Raw genomic sequence first — 16,991 nt, forward strand, 5'->3', positions numbered from 1 at the left:
TCCCATCGGCCGACCACTTGGGCGGTCAGCCCCTTGGGACGCACCCTGCCACGGGCCGGCCCCGCCGCGCCATCCCGGTGTTGTCGCGGTGACAAAGCCTCAGGCGCTGGGTTCCAGCACCGGCGCCTCACCAGCCTGGAAGGTGCCCAGCTCGATATGGACGCGGGTACCGGCGCCGGGCACGCTGTCCAGGCTCAACTCACCCCGCAGGGGTCCGGTCACCAGGTTGTGCACGATGTGCAGGCCCAGGCCCGACCCACCCTCCCCCTGCTTGGTGGTGAAGAAGGGCTCGAACGCTTGCGCGGCCAGGTCGGCGGTCATTCCCCGGCCATTGTCGGCCACGGTGACGCTGGCCCGGCCACCGGGGGTGCGTGCCACCTCGATATGGATTTCAGGCTCGGCAACGTCGTCGAAGGCATGGACGACGGCGTTCTGGATCAGGTTGGTCAGCACCTGGGCCAACTGCCCGGGCCGTGTGGGTATGGTGAAGCCCGCAGGGCCATCGACGGTGACGGCGACGCCATGCCCCTTCAGCAGCGGGTCCAGACTCAACAGCGTCTCACGCAGATATTCGGTGAGGGCGACGGCCCGCACCCGCTCACTGGCCTGATCCACCGACAATTGCTTGAAGCTCTGCACCAGGTCGGCGGCCCGGCGCAGATTGCGGTTCAGGATGACGCAGCCGTCCTGGGCCTGGTCCAGGAACTCATCCAGATCGACCCGCCGCAGTCGACGCTCCGCCACGGCGCTGCCCAGCGCCTCCACCTCACCCTGAAGCTGCGACGCCAGGGTGACGGCGACGCCCAGCGGCGTGTTTATCTCATGCGCCACCACCGCCACCAGGTTGCCCAGCGACGCCAGTTTTTCCTGCTGCACCAGGCGGGCAAGCGCGTTTTCCAGGTTGGCCAGGGTCTGCGCCGCCTCATTGCGCGCCTGTTCCACGTCGCGGAAGGCGGCGGCGTTGGTGATGGCCACGGCGGCGAAGGCGGCCATGGAGCGCAGGGCCTCCACCTGGCGGGGCAGGGCCGGATCCGGCCGGCTGAGCCTCACCTCCACCACGCCCACGCGGCGGGCCCCTGCCCGCAGTGGCGCGAACAGCAGGATGCCATCCGGCCCGACAATGGTTGACGCCCCGTCCACCGCCCGCTGATACAGCGGGTCATCGGCCGGCAGCGCAGGCCCATTCGGGGGCTCCGTCCCGCCGGGATAGACGACGGTCAATTGCGCCTCGCGGGCATCGAACAGCGCCACGCGCAGGCCGGCGGTCGGCATCAGTTCCGCCACGTGGGTATGCAGGGCCCGGCAGATGGCCTCCCGCTCCAGCGAGGCCGACAGGTCGCGGCCCGCGTCGCCCACCCGGCGCAAGGTGGCGGCAGACGCGGCCAGGTCGGCCGTGCGGGCATCCACCAGTTCCTCCAGCGCCCGCTGCCGCCGCCGGTGCCAGGCCAGCCGTCCCCAGAAGGCCAAGGCCACGCCCCCCACCACCGTGCCGGTGGCCAGCACGTGGAACCACCAGGTCTGGTACCAGGCCGGCAGCACGGTCACCGGCAGGCTGAGCACGTCGGCGTTCCACAGCCCATCCTTGTTGGTGCCGCGCGCCAGCAGGCGGTAATGGCCGGGCGCCAGGTTGGTGTAGACGGCGCGGCGGCGCGGCGCGTCCTTTTCCATCCAGCCGCTGTCGAACCCCTCCAGCATGACGGCGTAGCGGTTGCGGTCGGGGGCGGAGAAGTCCAGGGCCGTCACCTCGACCTCGAACCCCTTGTCACCCGGGTTCAGCACCAGCGGCGCGGATCGCAGTGCCGCCGGCGGGATGCTGCGCCCATCCACCCGTACTTCGGTCACGGCCAGGGGCGGGGCATAACGCCAGTCGGCGATATCGTCGGGTGACACCACGGTCATGCCGCCGTCGCCCGCGAACAGCAGCATGCCGTCCGGCGTCATGGCGGAGGCGTTTTCCCAATACCGGCGGATCAGGGCGTTTTCCGCCGGGCCCAGCACCCGCACCGCCAGGGTGTCGGTATCGATGCGCACCAGTTCGTCGGCCGTGGTGGCCCAGACATGGTTGTGGCCGTCATAGGTCAGGTTGTTGATGCGCAGGCTGGGCAGGCCGTCGCGGCGATCCAACACGCGGAAGCGGGGTTTCCCATCCGCTCCCCTGCCCTCCAGGATGCCGATGCCGCCCTGGGCCGTGCCCACCCACAGCCGGCCGTGGCCGTCCTCCACCAGGCTGTTGACGTAGTCATGGGGCAATGAGGCCGCGTCGTCCTTGTCGTGTGCCAGGCGCTCCACGGCACCGGTGGCCGGATCCAGCCGGTTCAGCCCATGCTCCGTTCCGGCCCACACGATACCGCCATGGTCCACCGCCAGGGCGATGATGCGGTCGTCGGCCAGGCCGGCGGGATTGGCGGGATCGCGCCGGTACAGTGTCTTGGCGCCGTCGCCATCGATCCGTACCAGGCCGGAGAAGGTGCCGGCCCAGGTGACGCCGCCGGCCGTGACGACACGGGCGATGTAGGGATAAGGGTTGGCGGTGGGCAGCGTCTCACGCACCACCTGCTCCCCTCCCGTCCCGCCCGTATGAATACGGTAGAGGCCACGCGGTGTCCCGGCCCAGACGGCACCGCCGTCCCGGTCGTCCTGCCGGGCCAGGGCCAGCACGTCCAACTGCGGCAGGCTGTGCGCCGGATCGGCGTTGGTGCCGCCAGCCAGCAGGCGGCGGGCATGCCGGGTCCCCGGATCGAACAGCACGATGGCCCCGTCGCCGCCCAGCCACAAGGTGCCGTCCGGCGCCACGGCCAGGCTCTTGATGGTGGGCAGATCGCCCAAAGGCGGTCGCCCATTGCCGGTGAACAGGGTCATCAGCGCGGCGTTGGTGGGGTTGTGCACATCCAGCCCGGAATCACCCCCCACCCAGATCAGGCCGCTGCGGTCCTTGATGATGGCGCGCAGGCTGTCGTTGGCCAGGGTGGCGGGAATGTCGGCCTCATGCCGGATGGTGCGGTAAAGGCCGCGGGCCACATCGACTTCCGCGATGCCATTGCCCAGCGTCGCCACCCACAGCACGCCCGGCCGCACCTCCACCGCGCCCCGCATGGTGACGGCGGACAGCGGCGGTTCGCCGGCCGTCTCCGGCTGGATGATGCGCAGGCTATGGTCCCGGGGATCGTAGACGCCCAGGCCGCTGCGGTCGCCGCCCAGCCACAGGCGGCCGTCGCCCCCCTCCTCGATCTGCCAGATACTGTCGGCCAGCAAGGCGGCGCCGGGGTTCCCCGCGTCCTGGATCACAGGTGGCGCGAACGTGGTGGCGCCGGCCGGCCGTACCACCAGGCCCTTGGCCGTGCCGGCCCATAGCGTGCCGCCGGCATCCAGGTGCACGGCGAAGACGGTGCTGTGTGGCAGGGCGTCGGCACCGCCCTTGTCATCATGGCGCACATGTTCCAGCACGCGGCCATCGCCGGCGACGTGGTCCAGGCCGCCCCGGGTCGCCACCCAGACGCCGTCGCCGCCATCGTCGGAAATGTCGTAGATGGTGGCGGCGCTGACACCCGCCGGGCCCGGCGCCACGGTGGTGAAACGTTCCGTCACCGGATCATAGAGCGCCAGGCCCCCGACATGGGTCCCCACCCACAGCCGGCCGGCGGCATCGACATGCAGGGCGCGGATGACGCCGTCCGGCAGGCTGCCCGGCTCATCGGCATCGGGCTGGAACACCCGCATGCGATAGCCGTCGAACCGCGCCAGGCCATTGGTCGTTCCGATCCAGATGAAACCCTGCCGGTCCTGTGCCAGGGAAAAGATGGTGTCGCTGGGCAAGCCCCGGCTGCGGTCGATGTGTTCGAAGACCGTCTGCCCCAGGGCCCGCCACGGCGCCACGCGCGCCGGCGTGGCACCCGCCGGGGACACGTCCGCCCGCCCGGGCCCCGGCCATCCCAGGGCCGCCAGACAAACGGCGACGATCAGGAGCACTACCCGCATGAATGCGAACCACCAGGGTAACGGCAATCGCCGGAGTCACCACGGCAGGTGGCCCGAACAATCTTGGATTTTATAGGAAACGGGCCTCCACGCCACTGAATCAGTGATAAATTATCCAATAGACATAGACAGGATGGGGGATAAGGGGCTGGGCTCCAGCGCCGGACGCGCTTATGTTGGCGCCAGAAAACAACGTTCGCCCGCCCGCACCCCCACCGCCGGCCGGCAAAAGGCGGAAGCCATTAATGACCCCGCAAGACAACCCCGCCGCGACCCCGCCCGGTCCCCGTGTCCTGGTGGCCGAGGACAACCGGGTGAACCGGGAACTGATCCTGGCCATTCTGCGCCGGCTGGGCTATGAGGCCACCGGCGCCGCCGACGGGGCGGAGGCCGTGGCGACCTATGACACCGCCGAGGCGCCGTTCGACATCGTGCTGCTGGATCTCAACATGCCCGGCATGGACGGGGCGGAGGCGGCGCGCATCCTGCACGGCCGCCCCGTGCCCACCGGCCGCTCGCGCGCCATTCCACTGGTGCTGATGACGGCGGAAACCGATGTGATCGACCACCTGACCACGGGCCTGTTCGCCGGCTATATCGCCAAGCCCCTGGTATGGAACGATCTGGACCAGTTGATCCGGCGGCTGGTCGCCTTAAGCTGATTTTCGCCGGACTTGGAGCTTACTCCGGCCAAGCCGCGTCCACCGCGCGCCGCCATTCCCGCGCCATCAGGCCGTGGCCGGCATAGGTGGGGTGGACGCCATCCCAGGACCAGTGCTCCGCCGGCGCCTTGGCCAGCGCGGCGTCGAAGGCGTCCTGGTATTTCACCAGCGGCAGGTGATATTTCGCCGCCAGGGCCGCTACCACGTCCTGCCGCTGTTTCACTAGCGCGCGGTCGGCGGCGTAGCTGGCCTTGTGGCTGGCCACCGGCATCAGGAAGGGCTGGCCCAGGACGATCTTCACGCCCGGAAGCTTGGTCTGGGTCTCGTTGATCAGCTTTTCATAGACCTGGGCGTAGGTTTCCAGCGTCTCGCCCTTGCCGAAGAAGGTGTCGTTGACGCCCACCAGGATGCTCAGCACGTCGGGCTTGATATCCAGGGTGTCGGCCTGCCAGCGGGCGGCGAGGTCGGAGACGGTATTGCCGCTGATCCCCCGGTTCACGAAGGTCAGGTTGCGTTCCGGATACTCCGCCCCCACCGTGGCCGCGATGATGTAGTCGTAGTCCTGGCCCATGGTGTGGTTCAGGTCGTTGCCGGGCTGGCGGCCGCCGTCGGTGATGGAATCGCCCTGGAAGAGGATGGTGGTGTTGGGGTGCAGCGCCGCCAGGTCAGCGGCCCTGGCCATTCCGGCGGCACCCGTCAGCGCCAGGGCGAACACGGCCGCGCGCAGCCAAGGCTTTCCCGTTCCCACCAAGCGCATCCTGCTTTCCCTCGCCCTGTTGATTTTCCGGTCGCCCAAAATGCGACGGGCCCCCAGGAATGCCCTGGGGGCCCGCGCAATTCAAGTTACATGGCGGTCAGATGCGGGCGGTCTCAGTTGACCAGTTCCGGCACCTTCTCCTCCGGCTTTTCCGCCTGGCGCGACGTGCCGGATCCTGCAGTGTAGTCGAACACCAGGGCGTCGTCCTTGACGGAGACGCGGACGGCACCGCCCTTGACCAACTTGCCGAACAGCAATTCCTCGGCCAGCGGCTTCTTGATGTACTCCTGGATTGTACGCCCCAGCGGGCGGGCGCCGTACAGGGGGTCGTAGCCCTTGGTCGCCAGCCACTCGCGCGCCTCGTCCGTCAGTTCGATGGTGACGCCGCGGTCGCTCAGCTGCGCCTCCAGCTCCATGACAAACTTGTCCACCACGCGCCCGATGATCTCCGGCGACAGGCCGGCGAAGGTGATGATGGCGTCCAGACGGTTGCGGAATTCCGGCGTGAACAGGCGGTTGATCGCCTCCTCATCCTCGCCCATCCGCTTCTCGCGGCCGAAACCGAAGGCGGGCTTGGCCAGGTCCGACGCGCCGGCGTTGGTGGTCATGATCAGGATGACGTTGCGGAAATCGACCGTCTTGCCGTTGTGGTCGGTCAGCTTGCCGTGGTCCATCACCTGCAACAGGATGTTGTAGAGATCCGGGTGCGCCTTCTCGATCTCGTCCAGCAGCAGCACGCAATGCGGATGCTGGTCGATGGCGTCGGTCAGCAGGCCGCCCTGGTCGAAGCCGACATAACCCGGCGGGGCGCCGATCAGACGGCTGACCGTGTGCCGCTCCATGTATTCCGACATGTCGAAGCGGGTCAGCTCAATACCCAGGGTGCGCGACAGCTGTCGCGCCACCTCGGTCTTGCCCACGCCGGTCGGGCCGGAGAACAGGTAGTTGCCGATGGGCTTTTCCGGATCGCGCAAGCCGGCGCGCGCCAGCTTGATGGCGCTGACCAGGGTGTCGATGGCCTTTTCCTGGCCGAACACCATGGTCTTCAGGTCGCGTTCCAGATTCAGCAGCACCTCACGGTCGTCGCGGCTGACGCTCTTCGGTGGGATGCGGGCGATCTTGGCGACCACCGCCTCCACGTCCTTCACCTGGATGGTCTTCTTGCGCTTGGTCACGGGCAGCAGCATCTGCGCCGCCCCCACCTCGTCGATGATGTCGATGGCCTTGTCCGGCAGCTTGCGGTCGCCGATGTACTTGGCCGACAGCTCCACCGCTGACCGGATGGCCTCGCGGGTGTAGCGGACGTTGTGGTGCTTCTCGTAATAACTCTTGATGCCTTCCAGGATCTTGACCGCGTCGTCCAGCGAGGGCTCGTTGACGTCGATCTTCTGGAAGCGGCGGACCAGGGCGCGGTCCTTCTCGAAATAGCTGCGGTATTCCTTGTAGGTCGTGGACCCGACGCACCGCAGCGCGCCGCTGGCCAGGGCCGGCTTCAGCAGGTTGCTGGCATCCATGGCACCACCCGACGTGGCGCCGGCGCCGATCACCGTGTGGATTTCATCGATGAACAGGACGGAGCCTTCGACCGCCTCCAGTTCCGACAGGACGCTTTTCAGCCGCTCCTCGAAATCGCCGCGATAGCGGGTGCCGGCCAGCAGCGCGCCCATGTCCAGCGCGAAGATGACGGCGTTCTGCAACACCTCAGGCACCTCGCCATGGACGATGCGGCGGGCCAAACCCTCCGCGATGGCGGTCTTGCCCACGCCGGGGTCGCCCACGTACAGCGGGTTGTTCTTGGACCGGCGGCACAGGATCTGGATGGTGCGGTCAACTTCCTGCGCGCGGCCGATCAGGGGATCGATCTTGCCGTTGAGCGCCTTCTTGTTGAGGTTGACGCAGTAGGCCTCCAGCGCCTCCGTCCCCTTCTTGGGCGGCTTTTCGCCGGCCGGCGGCTCCTCCTCCGAGCCGGAGACGCGCTTGGTCTCGGACCGGCCGGGGGACTTGGCGATGCCGTGGGAGATGTAGTTGACGGCGTCGAACCGCGTCATCTCCTGCTCCTGCAGGAAATAGACGGCGTGGCTTTCCCGTTCGGAGAACAGGGCCACCAGCACGTTGGCGCCGGTCACCTCTTCCCGTCCGGAACTCTGGACATGGATGGCGGCGCGTTGCAGCACGCGCTGGAATCCGGCGGTGGGCTTGGCGTCCTCGGACCGGCTGGAGATGAGGTTGCTCAGCTCATTGTCCAGGTACTCGCCGAGTTCGACCCGCAGCTTTTCCACCGTCACGCCGCAGGCGCGCAGAACGGCCAGGGCATCCTGGTCTTCGGTGAGGGCCAGCAGCAGGTGTTCCAGGGTCGCGTACTCGTGCCGCCGCTCATTGGCATAAGCTAGGGCCCGGTGCAGCGTTTGCTCGAGATTACGCGAGAGCATGCCTACTAATCCTTCTCCAAGGTGCATTGCAGGGGATGCTGGTTCTGGCGCGCGAAATCCATCACCTGGGTTACTTTCGTCTCCGCCACCTCGTAGGTGAACACGCCGCACACGCCGACACCCCGGCGATGAACGTGCAGCATGATCCGGGTTGCTTCTTCCCTGTTCTTGGAAAAGAAGCGTTCCAGGATGTGAACGACGAACTCCATGGGGGTGTAGTCGTCATTCAGCATCAAGACCTTGTACATGGAGGGCTTTTTGGTCTTCGGCTTGGCCTTGACCACGACGCCGGTCGTGGTGCCGTCCCCGCCGTTTCCGCCCTCATTCCCTTGACTATCAAACTCGGTCATGGCCTTCCAGGTACGTGTCTCTCGGGGTGGTCATCCCAGCAATAATATGAGATCGCGGGCCGCCGTTGGAAGACCCCTGGTAACCTTATTCATGCCTGCGGTGCGAATGACGCACGCAAATCACCGATCAGGGGCGCCTCTCCGCGGAAGCGGCACCATGAAAACGTGTGCAGCCACACCTAAAAGGTGCACCAGAAACAAAGAACCCGGCGGGCCGGGATGGCCGCCGGGTTCTTGAACCCTATCATCTCATCGCTGCGTGATCGCGCCAAAACAGCGGCCGGCACGGGCGTCCCCGTCCGGCGCCGCATCAGCCGAACGCCTCAGGCCGCCAGGCGCGGCTTGCCGAACTTGGTCACCACCGCGTTGACACGGGCGGAGATGGGCTCGATCGCCTCATTCGCCAACTTCACCGACAGTTCGGAGGTCTTGGTCGCTTCGCTGACCAGGCTGTCAAAGCTGGCCTTGGCGAATTCGGATTGCTGGTCCACCGCCTCACGCAGGGACTTGACCGCCAGCAGGGCCTTGGTGGCCGACACGCTGCTTTCCAGCGAGGACTGGGCGTAGGCGACGAAGGACTTGGACAGGTTTTCCAGGCCCTTGGCCAGGACGGTGGAGGACAGGACGAAGGCGTCGACCGTGTCCTTGTTGAAGGCGGTCAGTTCCTCATACGCCTCGAAAGCCTTCTTGCTGGCCTTCTCGACCTGTTCCTTGGTCAGGGCGACGGCCTGCTCATAATTCTTGGTGACCGCGTCCTGGGTGGCACGCGCGGTGGTTTCGGCTGCCTGCTTCACAGTGGCGCCCGTTTCCACGGCGGCGTCGGTGGCGACCTTCTTGGCGCGGGATGCGGTGGTGGTGACAGTATTCGCGGTGGTCATGACTTAGCTTCCTTCCAATGATCTCAGATGATCCATCGGCCGCCCGATGCGGCCCGTACCCGGGTAAGGCGACCCGGCATCGGCCGGGGACTCGGATGCCCACAGCGCCAGCGGCCCACATTGGGCGCCGCTATGTTGCGTTGCAGCACGATCCACTAATTGAACCTTGAAAGCGAGGTTGTCAATCGGCTTTGTGCGCCGCAAAAATTCTGCCACATCAAATTTTGGCGAGTTTATCGGCACAATGGCCATCCGCACGAGGCGAAATGCCGCAAAATAAGCCGAAACGTCTACGCAGCATCCACTGCATCACAAGATTATGCTGCATTGCAATATACCTTCCGGGTAGAGGCTTACCCCTTTCGCGCCGCACCGCAACAATGCCTCCGACGTCACGTCATGTATTGTCCCCAGTCATGGCGCCCGGGCTCACGGCGCATATTTTGTCCTTAACCAGATTTTCAATACTGGACAGCGAATCCTCAGGCCTTTACTTTTGTCGCCAACACCGACGCGGCATGGCGGAAGGGGCAGTTCACCGTGACCCATTGGAAATCCTGGAACTTGGGGGGGCGTCCCCGCCAGACCACCCGGCGCGGACGGTGGGCCGTCCTGGCCTTGCTGGCCTGCTGGGCCCTCACGCCCGTCACCGCTTTCGCCAAGTACGCCGCGATCGTGGTGGATGCCGAGACCGGGCAGGTGCTGCACTCCGCCGGCGCGGATACGGAAAACTATCCCGCGTCGCTGACCAAGATGATGACGCTATACCTGCTGTTCGACGCGCTGGATTCCGGCCGCGTCACGCTGGACCAGTCGTTCAAGGTTTCGGCCCACGCCCAGGCGCAGGCCCCCAGCAAGCTGGGGCTGGAGGCGGGCGACACCATCCGCGTGCGCGATGCGATCCTGGCGCTGGTGACCAAGTCGGCCAACGACGTGGCGGTGGTGGTGGCTGAGAATTTAGGCGGTAGCGAGCCCCGCTTCGCCCAGATGATGACGGCCAAGGCCCACGCGCTGGGCATGAGCCGCACCACCTTCCGCAACGCGTCGGGCCTGCCCAACCTGGCGCAGCACACCACCGCCCGCGACCTGGCCCGCCTGGCCCAGGCGCTGATCCATAACCATGAGAAGCAGTACGCCTACTTCAAGACGGAAAGCTTCACCTACAACGGCGACACGATGGCCAACCACAACCATCTGATGTCGCGTTATCCCGGCATGGATGGCATCAAGACCGGCTTCATCAACGCCTCGGGCTTCAATCTGGTCGGGTCCGCCGTGCAGAACGGCCGCCGCCTGGTCGCCGTGGTGATGGGCGGCAGCAGCGCCGTGTGGCGCGACAACCGCATGGCCGACCTTCTGGACGAAGGTTTTGCCAGCAAGCCGGGCGCCATCGTCACCGCCGAGGCGCCGATCCTGCCGCCGGGCCGTGCCGGCCGCGCGGCCCCCGTGCAGGTGGCCGATGCCGCGGCGAATGACGACCAATCCGCGTCGCAGGGCGATGAGGATGAAGACGAGGCCAAGCCGCCCCGCCCCGCCGGCGTCCGGCTGGCCAGCGCCGCCGGCAAGGCCGCCAAGGCGGTGGGCAAGGCGGCGGAAAGCGTCGCCGATCATACCCTGCTGGCCGCCCCCGCCGAGGCGGCGTCGGAAGGCATGGCCCTGCCCAAGGCCAAGACCATCCCCGCCGGGTGGAGCATCCAGGTGGGCGCCTTCAACGACCGCGCCGCCGGTCAGGCCGCCATCGCCCGCGTGACGCAGAAGACCAAAGGCCTGCTGAACGCCGCCGTCCCCAATGTGCAGGAAATCCCCACCGCCAAGCGCACCCTGTTCCGCGCCCGCCTGGCGGGCCTGAGCGAGAAGACCGCCCGCGCCGCCTGCGCGCAGTTGACCCGCCAGCGCCAGGACTGCATCGCCCTGCCGCCCGGCAGCAGCTGACACCAGCGCCCGTGACCTCTCCCTTTTCGGCGGCATCGGCCGATGCCGCCCCGCCGTCGCTGCTGGCGCTGGCCCGCCAACGGCGGGAGCCGTGGTGGGCCTTCCTGGGCGGCATGGTCCTGGTGGTGCTGTGGACCGTGGTGACGGCCCTGGTGCTTTATGGCATGCAGCGCAAGGGCTGGATCGTCGCCACGCCCCATGCCGGGCCGCCGCTGGCGGTCGTCGGCCAATTGCTGGTCCTGCTGGGCAGCGTCGCCGGTTCCATCCTGCCACCCCTGGCCCTGGCCCTGGTCTGGCTGCATGGGCGGGGGCCGTTCAGCGTCATCACCCCTGGGCACGGGCTGGACTTCGGCTTGGCCGCCCGATCCGCCCTGCTGTGGGGCGGACTGGTGCTGCTGACCGTGGCCGTCAGTGCTGCGATCGACGCCTGGACGGGCGAGACTTCGGACACGAGCGGTCAGCCCTGGCCCCAGGTCCTGGCCTTCGCCGCCGCCACGGTGTGGATGCTGGTGCTGCAGGTCACGGCGGAGGAGACGCTGTTCCGGGGCTATCTCAGCCAGGCGCTGTACGCCTGGACCGGCCGCGCCTGGATCGCCGCCCTGCCGGTGGGCGTCCTGTTCGCGTCGCTGCACACCCAGTCCTGGGACAACGGCGTGTGGGACCAGCGGGCGCTTTACTTCATCATCTCGCTGATGCTGTCCGCCGTAACCTGGCGCGCCCGCCGGCTGGAGGCCGCCATCGGCATCCATTTCGGCCAGAACCTGACCGCCATCTATGTCATGGGTGTGCTGGGCGCGCCCTTCCCGTCCCTGCTGGGTATCGGCGGGCCGGAGGGCAAGCCGGCGGGCCTTGGCGATGTGGCGACGGTGGTGGCCACCATGGCCGTGGTCTGCGGCCTTTACTGGTACCTGGGCGTGCGGCGCGGCTGGGTCATCCGCCGGAAACCCTAAGAAAAAGGCCGCGCCCTTGCGAAGGCGCGGCCTTTTTGGTTCTTCAATCCGATAAAGCTCAGAAGCCCTCGGGCGCCTCGATGCCGCTCTGGCTCAGCTGGTCGCGGATGCTGCCCTTCAGGCGTTCCAGGCCGGCCTCGCTGAAGGCCTCGGCGCGGGCCACCAGCACGTCCTGGGTGTTGGACGCGCGCAGCAGCCACCAGCCGTCGACCGTCTTCACCCGCACGCCGTCGATGTCGTTGACCTCGATGCCGTCGCCGGCCAGGGCCTTGGCGCGGGCCACGATCTCGTCCACCGCCTTGAACTTGCGCTCCTCATCCACCTGGAAACGGATTTCCGGGGTGTTGAAGACCGGCGGCAGCACGGACTTCAGCTGTGACAGGCTGCCCTTGCGGCTGACCAGCCCGGCCAAACGGACACCGCAATAAGGCGCGTCGTCGAAACCGTAGTACTTGTCGGCGAAGAAGATGTGGCCGCTCATCTCACCGGCCAGGGGCGAGCCGGTCTCGGCCATCTTGGCCTTCAGCAGGCTGTGGCCGGTCTTCCACATCAGGGGCTTGCCGCCGTTCTTGGCGATGTCGTCGTACAGCGTCTGGCTGGACTTGACGTCGGCGATGATGGTGGCGCCCGGGTGGCTCTTCAGCACGTCGGCGGCGTAGATGGCCAGCAGCTGGTCGCCCCAGACGATCTCGCCATGCTCATCCACCGCGCCGATGCGGTCGCCATCGCCATCGAAGCCGATGCCGATGTCGGCCTTCTCGTCATGGACGGCCTTGATCAGGTCCACCAGGTTTTCCGGCACGGTCGGGTCGGGATGGTGGTTGGGGAAGTTGCCGTCCACCTCTTCGAACAGCAGGATGTGCTTGCCCGGCAGCTTGTCGGTCAGGCGGCGCAGGATGTGGCCGGTGGCGCCGTTGCCGGCATCCCAGACGATCGTCAGGTCCTTGGTGCCGTCATAATCGCCGGCCAGGCGATTGATGTAGTCCTCCGACACGTCCAGCGTGCGTGAACTGCCGGTGCCCTTTTCCAGGTCGTCGCCGTGGACCAGGCGGCCGATCTCCTGGATCTGCTCGCCATAGACCGGGCCCTTGCCCAGCATCATCTTGAAACCGTTGTAGTCCGGCGGGTTGTGCGAGCCGGTGATCATCACGCCGGCGTCCAGTTCCAGGTGGCGCACCGTGAAGTACAGCATGGGCGTGGGGCCCAGGCCGATGCGGATGACTTCCAGGCCCGTGGAGGTCAGGCCTTCGACGCAGGCCTCTTCCAGTTCCGGCGAGGACAGGCGTCCATCGAAACCGATGGCGACGCGGGTGCCGCCGGCGCGCACCACCTGGGTGCCGAAGCCCTGGCCGATGGCCTTGGCATCCGCCGGGCCCAGGGTCTTGCCGATGACGCCGCGGATGTCGTACTCGCGCAGCACCGTGTGATGGAACCGATGAATAGCGGTCATGACTGCACCTGCTCCCTTGCTGCTGATTATTGACGCGACGCGCGGTTGTCGGGCCGGCCGATGGACCGGTAAACGAAACCCGCCGCGTTCATGTCGTCGGGGTTGTAGATGTTGCGAAGATCGACCAGCACCGGCGCCGTCATGGACCGGCGAACCCGGTCAAAATCCAGCGCGCGGAACTCGTTCCATTCCGTCAGGATGGCCAGGACATCGGCGCCCTGGATGGCGGCATAGGCGTCGGCGCACCAGGCCACGCCCGGCAGCATGCGTTCCGCCTCATGCATGCCGGCCGGATCGTAGGCCTGGACGATGGCGCCCAGGCGCTGCAATTCCGGGATGATGTCCAATGACGGCGCATCGCGCATGTCGTCGGTGTTGGGCTTGAAGGTGACGCCCAGGATGCCGATGCGCTTACCGTCCACGCTGCCGCCGACGGCCTCGACGATGCGCGCGGCCATGGCCTTCTTGCGCTTGTCGTTGACGTCCACCACCGTCTCTATGATCCGCAGCGGCGCACCGGCGTCGGCAGCGGTGCGCACCAGGGCAAGCGTGTCCTTGGGGAAGCAGGAACCGCCGTAGCCCGGGCCGGCGTGCAGGAACTTCTTGCCGATGCGGCCGTCCAGGCCGATGCCCTTGGCCACGTCGTGGACATTGGCGCCGACCTTCTCGCACAGATCCGCCACCTCGTTGATAAAGGTGATCTTGGTGGCGAGGAAGGTGTTGGCGGCATACTTGATCAGCTCGGACGTTTCCAGGCTGGTCATGACGATGGGCGTCTCGATCAGGTACAGCGGCCGGTACAATGCCTTCATCACCGCGCGCGCGCGATCCGATTCAGCGCCGATGACCACGCGGTCGGGCCGCATGAAGTCGCCGATGGCCGCACCCTCGCGCAGGAATTCGGGGTTGGAACAGACATCGAAGTCCAAGCCGGGCCGGGTTTCGCCGACGATGCGCGCGACCTCGCGCCCCGTGCCCACCGGCACGGTCGACTTGGTGACGATGACGGTGTAGCGGCTGGGATCCAGCGCCAGGGCCACCTCGGCCACCGCGGAATAGACGTAGGACAGGTCGGCGTGGCCATCCCCCCGGCGCGACGGCGTGCCCACGGCGATGAAGACCGCGTCCACATCCTTCACCGCCGAGGCGAGATCGGTGGTGAAGGACAGGCGGCCGGCCTTGGCGTTCTTGGCCACCAGATCGTCCAGGCCCGGCTCGAAAATGGGGATCTCGCCGCGATTCAGGCGCTCGATCTTACCGGCGTCCTTATCCACACAAACCGTGGTCACACCGAATTCGGAAAAACAGGCACCCGACACCAAGCCGACGTAGCCCGTTCCGATAACCGCGATGCGCATACCCATCCCCTATAGTCACGACAAGCCATCTCCCGCCCCCTAGTATAACTCCGGCCGTGCGGAGTCCAGGCATGGGGCATCAGGATGGCAGGCGGGCCGGCATTGGCGCGCCGACCCGCCTTCCTTTATTTAAGGCTACACCGCGTACGGTGTGTGTGACCTTTTTAAAGCATCGCCTTCAACGCGGCGCGGACCTTGTCGGCCATGTCGGGGCGCGCCAGGGCGTAGGCGACGTTGGCCAGCACGAAGCCCAACTTGTCGCCGCAGTCGAAACGCTGCCCCTCAAAGCGGAAGCCGTGGAACGGCTGGTTGCCGATCAGCTTGGCCATGGCGTCGGTCAGCTGGATCTCCCCGCCGGCGCCCTTCTCGAACCGCTCCAGGTGCTGGAAGATCTCCGGCTGCAGGATGTAACGGCCCTGGATGGACAGGGTGGAGGGGGCGGAGGCCGGGTCGGGCTTTTCCACCAGGCCCTTGACCTCGGCCAGGCGGCCATCGTCGCTGCCGATATCCAGGATGCCGTACTTGTTGGTCTGCTCACGCGGCACTTCAAACACCGACAGCAGGTTGCCGCCGACCTGATTGTAGGCATCCATCATCTGCGCCAGGCAGGGCTTGTCGCCCAGCACCTGTTCGTCCGGCAGCAGGATGGCGAACGGCTCGTCACCGATGAATTCGCGGGCACACCACACGGCGTGGCCCAGGCCCAGGGGTTCGGACTGCCGGACATAGGCGATCTTGCCGCTGTCGATCTGGATATCCTCCACCACCTTGAGGACATCCATCTTCCCGCGATTCTTCAGGGTTTGGTTCAACTCATAATTCAGGTCAAAATGGTCCTCCAGCGGGGTCTTTCCCCGGCTGGTGACGAAACAGAACATCTCGATGCCGGCGGCCTTGGCCTCATCCACCGCGTGCTGGATCAGCGGCTTGTCATTCAGGGGCAGCATTTCCTTTGGGATGGCCTTGGTGGCGGGCAGGAACCGCGTGCCCAATCCGGCAACCGGGAAAACAGCCTTACGTACGCGCTTGACCATGACCAACCCCTGGAGTTCAGGCCCCGGGTGTATCCGGGGTTTATTGGATGTGGGAACGTCCCGATTCTGACAGACGTTCCGGGCTACAAACCTTCCTGCCATATCGGCGTCAGGCCATGCAACCAAGCTGACGAGACTTTCTGACGCTTTCGTGGCAAGAAAAACGGCGCCCGTGAGGATCGTGGCCTATATCCGTATCTATATCCATGGTTGGGGGCGGCGCCCGTTGGTTGGATGAAACGCCTGTCCTAACGATAACTTTCGCCTCAATGCCGCCCAAATCCGTTGCTTAATTTGTCGGGGCCAAGTCAAATCCACGTGACAGGCCCCGGGGGAATTTGTAGTAGTTAAGCCAGCAGTTGGCCTTACAATATTCCCGACCAGGGTCTGTTCATCCTTCCGCCACGGTTTCTGCCCTGCGGGGCGGGCAATAGGCGCCCAAGGCGCCCTTCGGCTGGAGCGGGTGAAATTCGTTTGGGTACGCTGACACAATTGGTCCCCTACTTCCTCTGAACGAGAGTCGGACATGAACATCCTGATCGGTGACGACCACCTGCTGTTTCGCGAAGGCCTCTGCCGGCTGCTGACCCAACTCAGCGCCGATGCCACCTTCGCCGAGGCCGGCACTTTCACCGAGGCCATGGAATATGCCCAGGGTGAGCAGGAATTCGACCTCATCCTGCTGGACCTGCAAATGCCCAATTGGCCCGGCTTCGCCGGCATCCAGGAAATTTGCGAGATCCAGGCGGGCACCCCGGTGGTGATCGTCTCGGCGTCCGAAAGCCAGTCCGACGTGCGGGCGGCCCTGGACGCGGGCGCCTCGGGCTACATCCCGAAATCGTCCAGCGTGAAGATCATGCTGAGCGCGCTGAACCTGGTGTTCTCCGGCGGCATCTACGTCCCCCCCGCCGCCATCCATGGCGAGGGTACGGCAACGTCCAGCGGCGGCGGTGCCTCCTCGGGTGGTGGCGGCGGCAACCAGCCGTCCCTAACCCAGCGTCAGCGTGACGTGCTGCGCTGCCTGCGCGAGGGTAAGTCCAACAAGCAGATCGCCTATGAGCTGGGCCTGTCGGAAGGCACCGTGAAAATCCACGTGACCGCCGTCATGCGCTCGCTGGGTGTGCGCAACCGTACCCAAGCCGTCATTGCATCCGCCGACCTCCTGCCCTAAACCCTGGTTCCAGCTTTCCTGAACGTTTCCAGAAGTACCGACATG

General features: G+C 66.3%; 12 protein-coding genes. 4 read left to right on the forward strand and 8 right to left on the reverse strand.

Annotated elements, in window-relative coordinates; translation table 11 throughout:
* Positions 1-99: 99 nt before the first annotated feature.
* Positions 100-3,975 (reverse strand): two-component regulator propeller domain-containing protein, encoded by a 3,876-nt coding sequence (locus PW843_14790; protein ID MDE1147867.1) that lies wholly within the window; start codon positions 3,973-3,975, stop codon positions 100-102.
* 245 nt (positions 3,976-4,220) lie between these two features.
* Here PW843_14790 and PW843_14795 point away from each other — a divergent pair, with 245 nt between their 5' ends.
* Entirely contained in the window at positions 4,221-4,637 is a 417-nt protein-coding gene (locus PW843_14795; GenBank protein ID MDE1147868.1) for a response regulator, read from the forward strand.
* Positions 4,638-4,656: 19 nt separating this feature from the next.
* On the opposite strand, the gene PW843_14800 is transcribed toward PW843_14795, so the two are convergent.
* The 4 genes from PW843_14800 to phaP form a co-directional block, all read right to left on the reverse strand.
* Positions 4,657-5,394 carry an SGNH/GDSL hydrolase family protein gene (locus tag PW843_14800; GenBank protein ID MDE1147869.1) on the reverse strand — a complete coding sequence of 246 codons (738 nt, stop codon included), beginning with the start codon at positions 5,392-5,394 and terminating at the stop codon, positions 4,657-4,659.
* Between the two features lie 113 nt (positions 5,395-5,507).
* Positions 5,508-7,823: an ATP-dependent Clp protease ATP-binding subunit ClpA gene (gene clpA, locus PW843_14805; GenBank protein MDE1147870.1), complete on the reverse strand. Its 2,316-nt coding sequence runs from the start codon at positions 7,821-7,823 to the stop codon at positions 5,508-5,510.
* Positions 7,824-7,828: 5 nt separating this feature from the next.
* Entirely contained in the window at positions 7,829-8,173 is a 345-nt protein-coding gene (clpS, locus tag PW843_14810; protein MDE1147871.1) for an ATP-dependent Clp protease adapter ClpS, read from the reverse strand.
* 323 nt (positions 8,174-8,496) lie between these two features.
* Positions 8,497-9,051 (reverse strand): TIGR01841 family phasin, encoded by a 555-nt coding sequence (gene phaP / locus PW843_14815; GenBank protein MDE1147872.1) that lies wholly within the window; start codon positions 9,049-9,051, stop codon positions 8,497-8,499.
* 564 nt (positions 9,052-9,615) lie between these two features.
* On the opposite strand from phaP, the gene PW843_14820 reads away from it, so the two are divergent.
* Both PW843_14820 and PW843_14825 read left to right on the forward strand, forming a co-directional pair.
* Positions 9,616-10,983, forward strand: a complete 1,368-nt coding sequence (locus PW843_14820) for a D-alanyl-D-alanine carboxypeptidase (protein MDE1147873.1) — start codon at positions 9,616-9,618, stop codon at positions 10,981-10,983.
* Between the two features lie 11 nt (positions 10,984-10,994).
* A complete protein-coding gene (locus tag PW843_14825; protein MDE1147874.1) occupies positions 10,995-11,933 on the forward strand; it encodes a CPBP family intramembrane metalloprotease in 939 nt (312 codons plus the stop codon).
* A 58-nt stretch (positions 11,934-11,991) separates the two neighbouring features.
* Here PW843_14825 and PW843_14830 read toward each other — a convergent pair whose 3' ends face one another.
* The 3 genes from PW843_14830 to galU form a co-directional block, all read right to left on the reverse strand.
* Positions 11,992-13,383 carry a phosphomannomutase/phosphoglucomutase gene (locus tag PW843_14830; GenBank protein MDE1147875.1) on the reverse strand — a complete coding sequence of 464 codons (1,392 nt, stop codon included), beginning with the start codon at positions 13,381-13,383 and terminating at the stop codon, positions 11,992-11,994.
* A gap of 26 nt (positions 13,384-13,409) precedes the next feature.
* Complete coding sequence (locus tag PW843_14835) at positions 13,410-14,741, reverse strand: UDP-glucose/GDP-mannose dehydrogenase family protein (GenBank protein MDE1147876.1); 1,332 nt, start codon at positions 14,739-14,741, stop codon at positions 13,410-13,412.
* A gap of 164 nt (positions 14,742-14,905) precedes the next feature.
* Positions 14,906-15,775, reverse strand: a complete 870-nt coding sequence (galU, locus tag PW843_14840) for a UTP--glucose-1-phosphate uridylyltransferase GalU (GenBank protein MDE1147877.1) — start codon at positions 15,773-15,775, stop codon at positions 14,906-14,908.
* A 526-nt stretch (positions 15,776-16,301) separates the two neighbouring features.
* Here galU and PW843_14845 point away from each other — a divergent pair.
* Positions 16,302-16,946, forward strand: coding sequence for a response regulator transcription factor (locus tag PW843_14845; GenBank protein MDE1147878.1), 645 nt, complete (start codon positions 16,302-16,304; stop codon positions 16,944-16,946).
* Positions 16,947-16,991 lie beyond the last annotated feature (45 nt).

The organism is Azospirillaceae bacterium, assembly GCA_028283825.1.
GTDB lineage: Bacteria > Pseudomonadota > Alphaproteobacteria > Azospirillales > Azospirillaceae > Nitrospirillum.

Coding starts and splice junctions, on each gene's coding strand:
- PW843_14790 (MDE1147867.1), bottom strand. CDS start 3,975: ATGCGGGTAGTGCTCCTGATCGTCGCCGTTTGTCTGGCGGCCCTGGGA.
- PW843_14795 (MDE1147868.1), top strand. CDS start 4,221: ATGACCCCGCAAGACAACCCCGCCGCGACCCCGCCCGGTCCCCGTGTC.
- PW843_14800 (MDE1147869.1), bottom strand. CDS start 5,394: ATGCGCTTGGTGGGAACGGGAAAGCCTTGGCTGCGCGCGGCCGTGTTC.
- clpA (MDE1147870.1), bottom strand. CDS start 7,823: ATGCTCTCGCGTAATCTCGAGCAAACGCTGCACCGGGCCCTAGCTTAT.
- clpS (MDE1147871.1), bottom strand. CDS start 8,173: ATGACCGAGTTTGATAGTCAAGGGAATGAGGGCGGAAACGGCGGGGAC.
- phaP (MDE1147872.1), bottom strand. CDS start 9,051: ATGACCACCGCGAATACTGTCACCACCACCGCATCCCGCGCCAAGAAG.
- PW843_14830 (MDE1147875.1), bottom strand. CDS start 13,383: ATGACCGCTATTCATCGGTTCCATCACACGGTGCTGCGCGAGTACGAC.
- PW843_14835 (MDE1147876.1), bottom strand. CDS start 14,741: ATGCGCATCGCGGTTATCGGAACGGGCTACGTCGGCTTGGTGTCGGGT.
- galU (MDE1147877.1), bottom strand. CDS start 15,775: ATGGTCAAGCGCGTACGTAAGGCTGTTTTCCCGGTTGCCGGATTGGGC.
- PW843_14845 (MDE1147878.1), top strand. CDS start 16,302: ATGAACATCCTGATCGGTGACGACCACCTGCTGTTTCGCGAAGGCCTC.